We start from the raw sequence: 14,129 nt of genomic DNA on the forward strand, positions 1-14,129 counted from the left end.
CCCTGCCCCCTGCCCCCAATCATCTTAAAGAGGTATCAAAATGCCTACTATTGCCAAGAACAACGATGTAATTACCGTCATAATTATCTTCGCAGTCGAACCTGAACGTCAGCAGGAACTAGTTGATACCATTGTGGAATTTCTAGAAACAGGGGTAAAACATCAACCAGGTTTCGTCTCATCCAGCATCCACAAAAGTATAGATGGTGTACGGGTAATGAACTATGCTCAGTGGAAAACCTTGGAAGACTATCAAGCATTTGTGAATAATTCCGAAACCCAAAAGCTAGGAGCAAAGGTTTTCCAATTCCAAATCCACGAGTCGCATATCTACGAAGTCGTCGTTTCCTTACCAGATGATGCCACACTCAAAATTACTAAAGGTGGTTTGATTCACCTTGCAGAATTTCGGGTAAAGCCAGAAAACCAGCAACGCTTAGTGGAATTGGAAAGAGAATACCTACCAGTTGGATTGCAAAATCCAGGACTTCTATCTGGTAATTTTCACCGTTCGTTGGATGGGGTACACAATGTAAATTATGGTCAGTGGCGTAGCTTTGCAGATTTTGAGGAACTATTGAAAGATCCAAAGTATGCAACTTTAGGTGAATATTGGCAAGGTCTGGCAGAAAACGAATTTCATCTCTACGAGGTTGTATTTACTGAACCTGCTGATTGATTAAAACATAAGCGATCGCTTTTTATAATACATCTTCATCGTCGTTTATTACAAGTTCAAGGGAAGTTTCAAGATTAACATCGTCGCTAACTATTTTCTATTGTGAAGATCAACTAAGCGCTCTTTTTTGCCAATAAACGCGAAGCTTATAGGTAGATACTTCGCGTTGTTGCTTATTAATATACAGGGTAATTTTCATGAATTCATTAAAAGAAAACAATCAATTTGAGCGCCCCAAACCAGTTTACCAACAGAGCTAGTGACGAAGGGGATTAGCGACAACCAAAATAGCAGATGCAGATTAGCTCTAAGCTTCTGGTACTTGATATGCTAGGGTTACACTTTTCTTTAAGCAACTCCATACCCGGTATAGGGACGCTTATATGGCGGATGTAACCCCAGAATAATATCTTCCTTTGTCACACCCATCTCTACTAATTCTTGTGCAATATCTACATCTGTCATATTGCGTTGAATCCAAATCTTGCCATCTTTGATGTCTAAATGCATGACACAGTTATAAACTCGCTTAAGTCCCTCCCAGCCAACTTCCAAAAGCTGGTAGTGGTCATGTTCTGTATCAAACACAAGCTGAGACTCAATGTCTGAACTGCCACTATCAAAAGTAGCGTGAGACGTTAACAGTTGCCGGATGCTCTGGCGGTACTGCTCTACTCTTTCCATTCGACAATTACCTCCTGAAGTGGATCATAGCTCACCAACTTTACTTGATAAAGCTTGACAGCTTCCTGAGTGAATCGCTCTTGAAAAAACGACTCAAACGTATCAACGGGAACCGCTAAATATAATGTTCTATCTGGTTCACTCATCTGTAATGCAAGGCGATAGTTCAAAAACTGCCCCAGTGCTGAGTGAAAGTCTGTGATAACCGAGCTATTAAGAAAGCTTTTGACTTCAACTGCAATTTTTCGCCCCGCTTTATCAGCTGCAAGGACTTTTTCTGCTGCTAAGTCAATCTCAAACTTTACACGCGCGATCCTGATTTTTAGCGGATCTGCTGTAATCACCCACTGCTCTTTTAGAAGTGCTTGTTTTACAGCATCATGGAATAGGTCTTTGGCAGCCATTTCTCCTCACATTGAAGCGATCGCAAAGCAACATATTTACTCGCTTGCCAACTTCCGTCGCAATTCTCGAATGGCGGTGCTAGTATTACGCTCATAGGCAATTTGCAAACACTCCACGACTACCTTTGACACATTAATATTCGGGAAATAGCGGCTGCTGGTTTCAACAGTGTAGCGATCGCCCTGTAATCTATAAATCATCAACTGGTTTCTCCACAACCAAACTTCTGGTACTCGATAGGGTAAATAATCATTCACATCCGTGTAGCTTGTTATGTCTATCTCTACTACTAAATCAGGTGATGGATCAACGCTCCAATTGATGCGATTTTTACCTGCGATCGCCTTCCAGTTCTCAATATAAAAACAGTAGTCTGGTTCAATACCACTTGCCTGTGGTAGTTCCAATGTAATTGGGGTAAATGCTTCGTATTCCTGTCCCAAATGATCGAGCAAAACTTTGACTACATGTGCAATTATACTTACTTTACGTCCATGTTCTGGGAGCGGTGCTATCAAAAGAATCTCTCCATCTCGATACTTGATGCGAGGAGATGAGCGATCGCCCAGTTGTTCATTCAGTGCTTGATAGTCTTGCCAACTTCCGGGTAAGCGTACTACCGCTCCTGGAGGCAAATGAATTGTATCTGGTGTAACAACAGCAAACATATAATTAGCACCTCCACTCCACTGTAATACTTTAAAAATCAGTTGCCGCGACTAAAAAATACAGCAGCCAGGATAATTAAACCCAAAAGTGCTAACGGAACCCAGAGATTAGGCACATCAGACAAACTCATATTTAATTACGAATTATGAATTATGAATTATGAATTATTTTAAACCGATGCCTCCTTTAGCGAATTCTTCAACAGTTTTTTGTGAGAATTCATGAGTTGCGATCGCCTGCAACATTGCTAAAGGTAAAGTTAGATGATGCGCTCCAGCTTGTAGCGATTCTGCTGCTTCTTGGGGAGATTTGATACTAGCTGCCAGGATTTCTGTATCGCTACCTTTAAGTACACTAGCCATATCCCGCACTAAGGCAATACCGTCACCTAATAACCGAGTAGCGCGATTTACATAAGCTATAGCAATCTTAGCCCCTGCCTCCCGTGCTACTGCTGCTTGTGCTGCACTGTATATCGCTGTCACCGAACAAGTAATCTCTGGTGATAGACTCGCTACTACTTCAAACCCTATCGGTGTTGCGGGAATCTTTAATATTGTTTGCGAACCAATAATTTCAAAAGCTTTCCTACCTTCAGCCAGCATCTCATCTTTATTAGATGCCATAAGTTGATAGTATAGCGGCCCAGATGTCAAGGTAACTAATTTTTTGAGCGTAGTTTCTGGTGGGGTATCGCTTTGAGCCAAAAGCGTGGGATTGGTTGTAATGCCCTTTACCCAACTCCAAAGCTTAACAGCTTCAGCATCAGATGCGATCGCTGAGTCCAGATATAATGCCATAATTTTTCCTCCAGTAAATTACCCGACATTCCCAGTACCTAATCTCCAATCCTCAGTCCCTTTTACGAGATAATTCCTTTTATACAGCAGCCTGCGCGGAGAAACCAGGATGACATCTCCAGAAACGGTTATATGGCTACAAGAGCGCTCGACTTTAGGAATTCTCTCACCTACGGTGTTGAATGCGATCGCCGAAGTCATTGAAGAACAAGTTGTACCAGCCCAAAGCAACTTAGTTAGTGAAGGCACTCCTCCAGAAGCGCTTTATATTCTCATCCAAGGTCAACTTGAAAGCAGTAGCACCAATCAAACCAACCCAGCTTTAGCTTGTGGATTCCTCCCAGGAGCAGTAATTCACCTCAAAGAACTGCTGTTGGATGAATCAACTCCATTTACAATTACCGCCTTAACAGAGTGTCATTTGTGGGTTGTACCCGCTGATAAATTTCGCGCTTTTGCTATCCAATACCCCGAAATTAATCAAGCTTTTTCCCGCCAATTAGCTCAAGAATTGGCTCAGGTAACATCTGCTTTAAGCTATGAACAAGAACGTTCCCTTGCTTTACGACCATATTTAGTTACCAAAGCACAACGGGGAATTGTCGGTACAAGTCGCTATGCTGTACGTTTACGAGAGCAAATTAGAGAAGCTGCTGCTGACCGCAAATCAGTAGATATCTTCGGGGAACCAGGGCTAGAAAAAGACAATATAGCTGCTCTCATCCACTTTGGTTCTCCAAAAAGGCGAGAACCAATTATTAAAGTTAATTGTGGTATTCTCCAAACTAACGGTGCAGATTTATTCGGTCGTTTTGGCGGCAAACCAGGACTGTTGGAATGGCTAGGGGAAGGTACTCTAGTTTTTAATAACATCCAAGAATTACCAAGCGAGTTATTACCTGCTGTGACACAGTTGCTAAAAACTGGCACATATACTCCCGTTACTCGTTCCGGAGAGCCAACCGCTCAACCTCGCCCTAGCAAAGCACGTATTCTGATTGTTTCAGAAAAAACTCAGCCGACAATTGAACGTTGTGTTGGTCATGTTATTAAAGTGCCGCCATTACGGGTACGGAAAGCTGACATTCAAACTCAGGTAGAATATTACACTAGTCTTTACACACAGGCTAGAGGTATTTCTAAACCACACATTACCCCAGAAGCTTTACGCCGCTTACAATCCTACGATTTTCCTGGCAATCTCAAAGAGTTGAAAAATCTAGTAGAACGGGCAATAGTCCAAGCGCAGGGTGCTAGTGAATTAACAGAAGAAATCTTTTGGTCAGCCGACACTAAAAAAAAGCAATTCCGGGTGAATCTTTTAAATGCCTATCCCCGTTTACGAAAGTTTCTGCGTAGTCCGTGGTGGCCCGATCGCATTAATTATGGTTTTACCGCAGCTGCTTTTGCGATCATTGTCGTAGTGTTATTTGTTGGGCCTCAAACACGCGATCGCAATTTCGTTTTAAATCTATTTTGGGCTTGGTGGTGGCCTTTTTTCCTATTTCTCTTTCCCTTTTTGGGTCGTGTGTGGTGTTCTGTCTGTCCCTTCATGATTTACGGGGAAATTACCCAAAAGTTATCTCTATGGTTGTTTCCTAGACAACTCAAACGCTGGCCGAGACAACAAGCTGAGAAATGGGGCGGATGGTTTATGTTTGGGCTGTTCACCCTAATTTTCTTGTGGGAAGAACTCTGGAAATTAGAAAATACTGCCTACCTTTCCGCTTGTTTACTGTTATTAATTACCGCTGGGGCAATGATTTTCTCTGCCATTTTTGAGCGGCGGTTTTGGTGTCGGTATCTTTGCCCCATTGGCGGGATGAATGGTTTATTTGCCAAACTTTCAATGACGGAACTTCGAGCGCAGCAAGGGATTTGTTCTGCCAGTTGTACCACGTATCAGTGCTATAAAGGTGGGCCGCAAAAGGGCGAAGGGATGGAAACAAATGGATGTCCCTTGTATTCTCACCCAGCTCAGTTGCAAGATAACAGAGATTGCGTACTATGTATGACTTGTCTGAAAGCTTGTCCGCATCGTTCCGTCGAGTTCAATTTGCGTCCCCCTGGTATTGAACTGTGGACGACTCATGTACCCCGCACCTATGAAGTGGCATTATTGTTTTTACTTTTGGGCGGTGTATATCTGCATCGTTTGCCAGAGTTGCAATCTTGGTTAGGGTTACAAGTAGATTTAACTCAGTTTTGGCAGCACTTGGGATTGTCGCTGCTAGTGTTAATTATCCCAACAGCAGCTACTTTTGCAGCGTACGGCTTGCTTAGATTGTTTAATTTTCAACGTAAACCTCGACCATTTGTAGAGCTTGCCTATGGCTATCTGCCATTAGTTTTGGGAGGTAACTTAGCTCACTATCTGCGTTTAGGCTTGGGTGAAGGTGGACGAATTTTACCTGTGACTTTTGCTACTTTTGGTTTAAATGGTGAGCAGTTACCAATATTAATAGCACACCCAGCTGTGATTGCCTTTTTGCAAGGTGCAACCCTGATTTTCTCAGTGCTGCTGACAATATTATTAACGCAAAAAATAGTACGACAACCACTTAGAACAATGCTTTGGCAGCATTTAGTAGCTATTGGACTAGGAGCTAGTATGTGGGCAATTATTGTGTTGTAATATTCCCTTTTCAACAGAAGGATACTGCTACTCTAATGTAGTGAACCAGGTTTCTAAATCCGCGATCGCCTGAAAATCTAACAATGCCTCACCAAGATTTTCTAATTGTTCTAAGGAAAGAGTTTCAATGCGCGATCGCACCTCTTGAGGTAATTCTCCCACCCGTCGAGTTAGCTGTCGGAGAATGAGCAATTGCCCTTCTGCTTTTCGTCCTTCTTGCCGTCCTTCTTGCCGTCCTTCTTGCCGTCCTCGTTGTTCTCCGCGTTGTTCCCCTTCAGCGAGAATTTCTTGATAAATCACTGACTCGCGCATCATGCCCTCCCGAAATAGTTGTCGAATCAAGTCTTTATTGTATTTTAACCCCGCTAAGATTTGGGTGTAACTGGAAATTTCTGGTCGTTGTTTTGGCTCAAGTTGATTAACTTTTCCCACAACTCGTTGCAACAAAGCTTGAGGTTGCGTGGTTGCTGCCAGTGGTGCTAGTGGTAACAAAGCTGGATCATTGAGGAATAATTCGGGATTTTCTTGCCACATGGAAATCACACGATATTCATGATGAGTAGTTTCGACTGTAAAAGCAGTTTCAATTACTGTTTCTGGTGCGGGGGGAAGCAATAATACGACAACTTGCGTTACTGGTAGACGATACAAACGATACAAGCGTACCCAGTAATCTAGCATCCGTAAGGGTAGCGGTGGTGTGGATTCTAGTTTGGTTTGAAATTCCAGGTGAAGAATGCGTCCTTGTAGCTGTAAGAACGTCACATAGTCAGCGCGAATAGGTTCAATACTCAATTCGGTTTTGAGGACTTTGACACTTGTTTGCTGTGTACCCAAAACCCAACTAGCAAAACTTTCTGGATATTTTTCGGACAGTAGTTTGCAGAGATTATCAAAGGACATTAATGGTCGGCAACAATGGAACGAGGCATTGTTATTATCTCGTGCAGTGGTCTGAGGATGCGATCGCATCCTCGGTCGAAGAAACTCAGTATTACGCCCTCAGCTTTCTTGGTCACTACTCAGATTTTTATCACAGCCCAAGTATGGCGTCTACCGATATCTCGCCTAAAAATAAATAGAACCCGCAGGGTGCGGCGGCTACCCTACGGGTTCTGCGTTCGTGGAGCGTCCCGTAGGGCAGGAGTACCGTCGAACTGAACTTCTTCCAAGGGGAGCCACTGCGGTCTTCTGCCTTCTCTACGAGAGGCTGACGCTCGAGGACTCGCTACCGCTTCGCTAATGCCAACGCGTAGCGGCGACCATAGGAGAAGGGTACCAAGTGGGATGAGACGCCAAGGGGGAAGCGTAACTGAGCATTGCTGAATCATTGCTCAGTAATGTTTTGGTGAGATTAGGCGCTACCTGTAAAGGCAACTTCTGGAAATTTCAACTGAGCTTCCGCCATCGGGCGGTTTCTGCCTTCTTCTTGCCAGTAGTTAATCACTTCTGTCGCTTTGTTGAGTAACTCGACGCGATCTAGGTCACTAATCCAGTGTTTGGATTCGAGTTCCTTCTTTAACTCTTCCCAGGCATCATTTCTCGGCCAGAAAAAGTATTTAGTCAAAGGACTTGTGCCTTTGCCCACTACTTGATCGACTGCTAAGGCGACGTTTTCGTCTAACCACAAAATTTTCAAAATAAACTTGGTCAATCACACCTCCGGGAATTTCCGGGCATTACTTACTAGGATAGCGATCGCTTATTTTAACGCAATACCTTACCAAATGACTAAACAGTAATTGGATGGGCATTGGGTATGGAGTCATGGGAACTATTAATCAATAGTTTTAAGAGCAGCTGATTTAAACTGACTTAGGCTCACGGTTTTCCAGCAAGATTACAGGTATTGGACTGGTTTCTAAGACTGCTTGTGATACTGAGCCAATCAGCACTTGTTCCCAAGGTTGATGTCCCCGCTTTCCCATAACGATCGCAGTGGCATGATTTTCCTGAGCAATACGAATAATCTCCTCTGAAACAGCGCCAGTCATAGTAGTCAAAAACTCATATCTGATATCAGACAGCAACCGTTTAGCTTGTTCGTTTATTTGTTCTACAGCTTGTTGGTTCGAGGTGTTAATTACATGTAAAACAATCACTTCGCCATTACTACGTCGTGCCAAATCTGCAACTTTGGTTAAAACTTCTGTTGTTATAGATGTATCCACCGCTGCTAGCAACAAGGTACGAGCAGTAACCGTGACTTTGGTGGGGTCAACTTCTCCTTTTGTGAGTAATTTAGGAGCAAAAGTCATAGTTGCCCAAGCCCCTAAAGGTGCAGTGATTAAAATTGAAAGAGCTGCGATCGCTAAAATTATCTCTCCTCCTGCAATGCCTTGAGAGAGGGGAATTGCACCAATGGCAGCTTGGACTGTGGCTTTAGCAGAGTTTCCTGGTAATAAAAACAGTCTTTCGCGCCAATTCCAATTACTACCCAGAGTCGAAAGATACCAGCCTATCATTCGACCGATGAATAAACCAATCGCCAGAATTAAAATGCCAGGTAACAGAATTTTATCCAATACTTGTAGTTGAATAGTTGCTCCTAATAAGACAAATAAAAAAATCTCGGCTACTATCCATAAACTGTCAAATCCAATACGCAATCTTCGAGCTAAAGGAGCATCTAATTCAATTAAGAAAAACCCCATAGCCATTGCTGCTAAATAACCAGAAAAGTAAGGTACAGCGTGAGCAACAATTACTAGCAATAAGGCTAAACCTGCGGCAATCAAAGTATCTTGAACAGCGTTCTGCGTCCAGTTTTGTTTTGTTAATAGCAAAACTAGCAAACGGGCTGCTAAATAGCCAAACAAAACTCCTAACAAAATTTGCATAATGATTTGTAACGGAAGTAATTGTAGAGCAGTTAAAGTGAATCCCCCAGGTAGAAAAATCTGCTCAACACCTCCGTCACTCAAGAAACTCAGCAAGAGGCTGAAAACTAGCAATAGCAAAACATCAGATAAGGCACTCCCAGTTAAAATTGCATCAGGAATACCTTTTGTGACACCCCAGCCTAAACTTTTAAGTCTGAGCATTCCAGGGACGATTACAGCGGGAGATTCAGCGCCAATCACGCAGCCTAAGAGCAATCCAGTGGGAAAGTTTAAACGGAAAATTAACATAGAAGCGATCGCAATTGCGATCGCTTCTGTTATCGCTGGCAAAAATCCCAAGCGTAGGGCCACAGTTCCTTGTTGAGATAGCTTTTGCCGATCTAGCCCTAGTCCAGCTTTCATCAAGATAATCATCACCGCCAAAGTTCTTAACTCATCAGCAGCACCTAGCACATCCTGACTAATGACATTACGCACTTGCGGCCCAAGAATAATCCCAACTAAAATCATGCCAATTAAAGGCGGAGCGCCCAAACGACGGGCAAGTTGACCGACAAAAAAGCCCATCATCAAAATCCACAACACACTGGCTAACATCCCATAACTCCTGGAAGTGCAATTTGTAGACAGATACTTTCTACAGGGGAGTTAAATGATGCTTTTAAGCCAAGCCCTACCCTCCTGCTGTAATTCAGGAAAGTAGGAGCCATCAGCCTCCCAGATCAGACTGGGATAGCGGTTTTGGCGAGCTCCATCGCCATTAATCGTCTTTAATTCAACAATACCATTTTTGCTGTTGATTAATATCTCTGGTATTAGCAGTTGAGTTCGGTAAAAAGCCTATCAAAATATACGATATAAATAATATTAGGTAAATAATGTATACCATTGGCGGTATTTATTGTATGCTGCCATCATCAGAAAATAATTACCAGCCTGTTAAAAATTCTCAAACAAAACTAGATCAGTTTTTAGTTTGTGGGCTAGGAAGTTTGGGTCAGCATTGTGTTGCCATACTGAAAGAATATGGTGCTGTTGTCAATGCTATTGATCAAGAAGAACCCAAAAACTGGCAGGTACCGAATTTATTAGATCTATTAGAACAGTTACTAATCGGTGATTGCCGTCAAACCAGTATTTTAGAACAAGCCAATATTAGTCAGTGCCGAACTATACTTTTAGTTACTGGTAATGAACGGGTGAATATAGAAGCTGCCTTTGCCGCACGGCTTTTAAATCCCCAAGTTCGTCTTGTTGTACGTTCTGATAAACAAAATCTCAATGAGCTTTTAAGTCAGAATCTTGGCAATTTTATTGCCTTTGAGCCGAATCAAATTTCCGCTTCTGGCTTTGCTATTGCAGCCCTTGGAGATGAGAATCTCGGATGTTTTCAACTTGAAGGACATCAACTTCGGGTAGTAAAGCATCAGGTTAAGCCGAGTGATCAATGGAGCAATAAATGGCATGTATGTGAACTAAATACTTTATGTCGTAGAGTATTAAATCACACTAACAATCCATCTTGCTTGCCTCAAGAATTCCATCAGTGGGAACCAGAAGCTAGATTACAGCCAGGGGATATTGTTATATATCTTGAAGTTACAGAGCAGCTTCAAGTCAAACAACTTGCAACTCAGTCTAGATACAATTGGCAGCAGTTATGGCAAGAGATTGTATTAGGCAGAGCATGGAAGACTTTAAAACAGAAAATAGCATATCTTTGGCAAGCATCAGATCGTTATCAGAGCTTACGAGTAGCAATTATCTGTGGCATTACAGTCTTTTTTCTCTGGTGTTTTGGAACAGTTATTTATAGCTTAAATTATCCTGAAACTAACATAGTCGAAGCATTTTATGCTACTGCGATGTTGCTTTTGGGAGGATATGGTGATTTATTTGGTGGTATTAATTTTAAAACACCACCAGAGCTAGCTGAACGTATGCCAGGGTGGTTACGATTGTTTAGCCTAGGATTAACGGTAATTGGTATAGGTTTTGTTGGGGTTTTATATGCATTGCTGACGAATGCTTTGTTAAGTTCAAGATTCCAGTTTTTCAATAATTATCAGCCATTGATGCCCAAAAATAACTATGTTGTACTTATTGGGTTAAATAGAGTTGGTCAGCGAGTTGCAGCTTTGTTACAAGAACTCAAGCAACCTTTGGTAGGTATTAGTAGCACAGCAATCAATGCAGATTTTATAAATAAAATACCACTGATTATCGGTAATATTTCTGATGCTTTAGACAAGATCAATTTCGCCAATACTAAAAGTATTGTTGTAGTTACGGACGATGATATGGAGAATCTAGAAATAGCTTTGATGGCTCATGTTCATAGTCCTACTACTCATGTGGTTATTCGTACTTACGACCGATACTTTAGTGATAACGTAGCACGATTGTTTCCCTATGCTCAAGTTCTTTGCACTTCTGCTATTTCAGCAGAAGTCTTTGCTGCTGCTGCTTTTGGGGAAAATATTCTCAGCGTTTTTCACTTTGATACTAAAACTATTTTGGTAGTGGAGTACATGATTGAAGCTGGAGATACACTGAATGAATTACTCTTAGCTGAAGTCGCGTATGGTTATGGTGTTGTGCCGATTTTATACCAAAAATTTAAGCGATCGCCTGTTAAGTTAATGCCTACTGATAATATACGACTTGCTGTTGGCGATCGCCTGATTGTTCTGGCTAATAGTAATAGTCTCCAGCGGATTGAGCGTGGCGAAATGTTTCCTCGAACTTGGCAAGTACAAGTGGAGAAAGTTTTAGCTCAAGATGCTATTTTTGACGGCGCAAATGAAATAAGTTTAATTTCAGGATGTAACATGAGTACAGCTAGAAAGTTGATGAATAATTTGCCTGGACAGTTACCAATAGCACTATATAAACAACAAGCTTTGTATCTAGTGCGAAGGCTCAGTAAATTAAGAGTTACAGCCTACTTGAAACCATTTGCTCAAGATACAGAATAAATTCGGTTCTGTTGCAACAATCATCTAAGAACAATCAATTGACTTTATATTTTTTGCGACACAACCGTCTGAGGCTATTTTTGCTAGCGTAGTGATATGAGGTTTAATCGCTCCCTAATAAGTGGCTGAAAACTAGAGGATTAATATGGCTCATTTAAATCTGCGTCATAGCCAAAATGTCAACGGCGATTTTTATGTAGATACTACTTGTATTGATTGTGATACCTGTCGCTGGATGGCTTCTGAAGTATTTTCTCGTGTTGATCAACAGTCAGTAGTTTATCACCAACCAAAAAATGAAGCAGAAAGATTAGCGGCGCTAGAAGCACTGTTATCTTGTCCCACCAGTTCCATTGGTACAGTTGAAAAGCCGCAAGATATCAAAGTTGCTCAGCAGAGTTTTCCAATTTTAGTAGAGGAAAATGTTTACCACTGCGGCTATCATTCCGAAAAATCCTACGGTGCTGCTAGCTATTTAATTCAACTACCAGAAGGTAATATTTTGGTAGATTCTCCCCGGTTTACGCCGCCTTTGGTCAAGCATCTAGAAGAGATGGGAGGAATTCGTTATCTGTATCTAACTCATAGAGATGATGTAGCAGATCATCAAAAGTTTGCTGAGCATTTTCAGTGCGATCGCATTCTCCACACTGATGAAATATCGGCGGGTACTCGCAATGTAGAAATTCAGTTAACTGGTTCAGAAACATTTAACTTGACTCCAGATTTATTGATTATCCCAGTTCCCGGTCACACCAAAGGACATACTGTTTTACTCTACAAAAACAAGTTTCTCTTCACTGGCGACCATCTCGCTTGGTCAGAAAGCTATCACCAGTTGGCTGCATTTTACGATGTTTGTTGGTATTCTTGGTCAGAACAGATTAAATCAATGCGTCAATTGGCTAATTACTCTTTTGAGTGGGTACTACCGGGCCATGGACGAAGATTTCATGCTGATGCTGATACCATGCGCCAGCAGATGCACAAGTGTATTGAGTTGATGGAATCTTTAGAGTAAATTACTGCTATTGGAAATTGCTGAACTTAAATAGACTGTCAAAATCTGGATGAAACTTTGCGATGGCGTACCCGCTGTAGGCGATCGCATTTCATTCTTTAAGCTCAGAACTCGGAACTCCGAGATCAGAACTCCATCGTTCAAGCTCAGAACTCGAAACTCCGAGATCAGAACTCCATCGTCCAAGCTCAGAACTTGAAACTCCGAGTTCAGAACTCCATCGTTCAAGCTCAGAACTCAAAACTCCGAGTTCAGAACTCCATCGTCCAAGCTCAGAATTAAAATTGAGGTGCTTTTAAGTTAAATTACTATGATTATTTAATTTAGGGAGTGCTAATTAAGGAATTTTTTTTAGCACTGACCAGACAAATTGTTTTGGTATTGGCGATGTCTAACGACAACCCGCTTTGCGTGTACGCCACAGTAGACATACAATCTCTAAAATTGTATAGTCCATCCTATTTTCTCATCCTCTTGGCTTACGACAACATCTGTCGCTATCTAGCAGTCGAGTATCCAGACGCGTTTGTAAATTGGCTACTTGATGGCGATATCACGGCAATTCAGCCATTACCCACTGAACTTAACCTTGAACCTATTCGCTCAGATGCCCTTTACTTGCTGCCAGACCGTAACCAAATTCTCCACTTAGAATTTCAGACTGTACCTGCTTCCAAACCAACTCTACCCTTGCGGATGTTGGATTATTGGGTCAGGCTTTACCGTAAGTATAGTTGTTCCATTGAACAGGTGGTTATTTTCTTGAAGGAAACCACCTCTGAGGCAGTTTACATTAACCAGTTTGCTGTAGATAAAACTTTCCACTCTTACCATGTTGTGCGTATCTGGGAACAAGACTCATCTTTGTTATTGACAAATCCCGGACTGCTACCTTTAGCAGTTCTAGCTCAAACAGACTCTCCCGCAGGCTTGTTAGAGCAAGTAGCTGCAAAGGTCGATATGATCAAAGAATCAGACAAACAACGAAACATTTCTGCGTGTGTGGAAGTTTTGGCAAGACTAAAATTTGAAGAGGATTTAGTTCGACAATTTCTCAGGGAGGAGCTTATGCGGGAATCACCTCTATATCAAGAAATTCTGCAAGAAGGTATTCAACAAGGTATTCAACAAGGTATTCAACAAGGAGAGGTGACACTAGCTCTGCGCCTACTCACGCGCCGGCTGGGTACAGTTTCTCCAATGTTGCAAGCACAGATTCAACAGCTTTCTAGTGTCCAGCTGGAAGCTCTCAGTGAAGCTCTATTAGATTTCTCCACGACAGAGGATTTAATAGCTTGGTTACAAGTGCATCAATAACGAGAGTGAGAGCAGGGGAGATGAGGGATCTGGGGAGCAGAGGGGAAAATAAAAGAATTTCTTCCCAATCCCCAGTCCCCAGTCCCTTGACTCCTGAC

The 14,129-nt window shown here is 42.1% G+C and carries 14 protein-coding genes and 1 riboswitch; of the genes, 6 read left to right on the plus strand and 8 right to left on the minus strand.

Annotated features, from left to right (window positions below; all coding sequences use genetic code 11):
• Positions 1-40 precede the first annotated feature (40 nt).
• Positions 41-679, plus strand: coding sequence for an antibiotic biosynthesis monooxygenase family protein (locus HCR01_RS14090; RefSeq protein ID WP_193196793.1), 639 nt, complete (start codon positions 41-43; stop codon positions 677-679).
• Between the two features lie 348 nt (positions 680-1,027).
• On the opposite strand, the gene HCR01_RS14095 is transcribed toward HCR01_RS14090, so the two are convergent.
• The 4 genes from HCR01_RS14095 to HCR01_RS14110 all read right to left on the minus strand — a co-directional run bounded on the left by HCR01_RS14095 (position 1,028) and on the right by HCR01_RS14110 (position 3,237).
• Positions 1,028-1,363, minus strand: coding sequence for a XisI protein (locus HCR01_RS14095; protein ID WP_193196794.1), 336 nt, complete (start codon positions 1,361-1,363; stop codon positions 1,028-1,030).
• Entirely contained in the window at positions 1,351-1,767 is a 417-nt protein-coding gene (locus HCR01_RS14100; RefSeq protein ID WP_193196795.1) for a XisH family protein, read from the minus strand. The genes HCR01_RS14095 and HCR01_RS14100 overlap by 13 nt, the downstream gene beginning before the upstream one ends.
• A gap of 36 nt (positions 1,768-1,803) precedes the next feature.
• On the minus strand, positions 1,804-2,436 hold the full coding sequence (locus HCR01_RS14105; protein ID WP_193196796.1) for a Uma2 family endonuclease: 633 nt from the start codon (positions 2,434-2,436) through the stop codon (positions 1,804-1,806).
• A 165-nt stretch (positions 2,437-2,601) separates the two neighbouring features.
• The gene (locus HCR01_RS14110; protein WP_193196797.1) at positions 2,602-3,237 is read right to left on the minus strand and encodes a transaldolase family protein; all 636 of its coding nucleotides are present in this window, start codon (positions 3,235-3,237) and stop codon (positions 2,602-2,604) included.
• 109 nt (positions 3,238-3,346) lie between these two features.
• Between HCR01_RS14110 and HCR01_RS14115 the strand changes: the two genes are divergently transcribed.
• Positions 3,347-5,872: a cyclic nucleotide-binding domain-containing protein gene (locus HCR01_RS14115; RefSeq protein ID WP_193196798.1), complete on the plus strand. Its 2,526-nt coding sequence runs from the start codon at positions 3,347-3,349 to the stop codon at positions 5,870-5,872.
• Positions 5,873-5,899: 27 nt separating this feature from the next.
• Here HCR01_RS14115 and HCR01_RS14120 read toward each other — a convergent pair whose 3' ends face one another.
• The gene (locus HCR01_RS14120; protein WP_193196799.1) at positions 5,900-6,775 is read right to left on the minus strand and encodes a DUF4351 domain-containing protein; all 876 of its coding nucleotides are present in this window, start codon (positions 6,773-6,775) and stop codon (positions 5,900-5,902) included.
• Between the two features lie 2 nt (positions 6,776-6,777).
• Here HCR01_RS14120 and HCR01_RS14125 point away from each other — a divergent pair, with 2 nt between their 5' ends.
• Positions 6,778-6,954, plus strand: a complete 177-nt coding sequence (locus tag HCR01_RS14125; RefSeq protein ID WP_226889337.1) for a hypothetical protein — start codon at positions 6,778-6,780, stop codon at positions 6,952-6,954.
• A gap of 272 nt (positions 6,955-7,226) precedes the next feature.
• Here the strand turns inward: HCR01_RS14125 and HCR01_RS14130 are convergent, their stop codons facing one another.
• A complete protein-coding gene (locus tag HCR01_RS14130) occupies positions 7,227-7,526 on the minus strand; it encodes a 30S ribosomal protein PSRP-3 (RefSeq protein ID WP_045870192.1) in 300 nt (99 codons plus the stop codon).
• Between the two features lie 151 nt (positions 7,527-7,677).
• Positions 7,678-9,312: a cation:proton antiporter gene (locus HCR01_RS14135; protein ID WP_193196801.1), complete on the minus strand. Its 1,635-nt coding sequence runs from the start codon at positions 9,310-9,312 to the stop codon at positions 7,678-7,680.
• Between the two features lie 96 nt (positions 9,313-9,408).
• Positions 9,409-9,483: riboswitch (Fluoride riboswitch) on the minus strand.
• A 110-nt stretch (positions 9,484-9,593) separates the two neighbouring features.
• On the opposite strand from HCR01_RS14135, the gene HCR01_RS14140 reads away from it, so the two are divergent.
• Together HCR01_RS14140 and HCR01_RS14145 are read left to right on the plus strand one after the other, a co-directional pair.
• Entirely contained in the window at positions 9,594-11,693 is a 2,100-nt protein-coding gene (locus HCR01_RS14140) for a potassium channel family protein (RefSeq protein WP_226889338.1), read from the plus strand.
• Between the two features lie 145 nt (positions 11,694-11,838).
• Entirely contained in the window at positions 11,839-12,714 is an 876-nt protein-coding gene (locus HCR01_RS14145) for an MBL fold metallo-hydrolase (protein WP_193196802.1), read from the plus strand.
• Here the strand turns inward: HCR01_RS14145 and HCR01_RS14150 are convergent.
• A complete protein-coding gene (locus tag HCR01_RS14150; RefSeq protein WP_193196803.1) occupies positions 12,706-12,942 on the minus strand; it encodes a hypothetical protein in 237 nt (78 codons plus the stop codon). The genes HCR01_RS14145 and HCR01_RS14150 overlap by 9 nt on opposite strands.
• 246 nt (positions 12,943-13,188) lie before the next feature.
• Between HCR01_RS14150 and HCR01_RS14155 the strand changes: the two genes are divergently transcribed.
• On the plus strand, positions 13,189-14,031 hold the full coding sequence (locus HCR01_RS14155; RefSeq protein ID WP_193196987.1) for an Rpn family recombination-promoting nuclease/putative transposase: 843 nt from the start codon (positions 13,189-13,191) through the stop codon (positions 14,029-14,031).
• Positions 14,032-14,129 lie beyond the last annotated feature (98 nt).

This window comes from Nostoc sp. MG11, assembly GCF_014904695.1.
Taxonomy (GTDB): Bacteria; Cyanobacteriota; Cyanobacteriia; order Cyanobacteriales; family Nostocaceae; genus Komarekiella.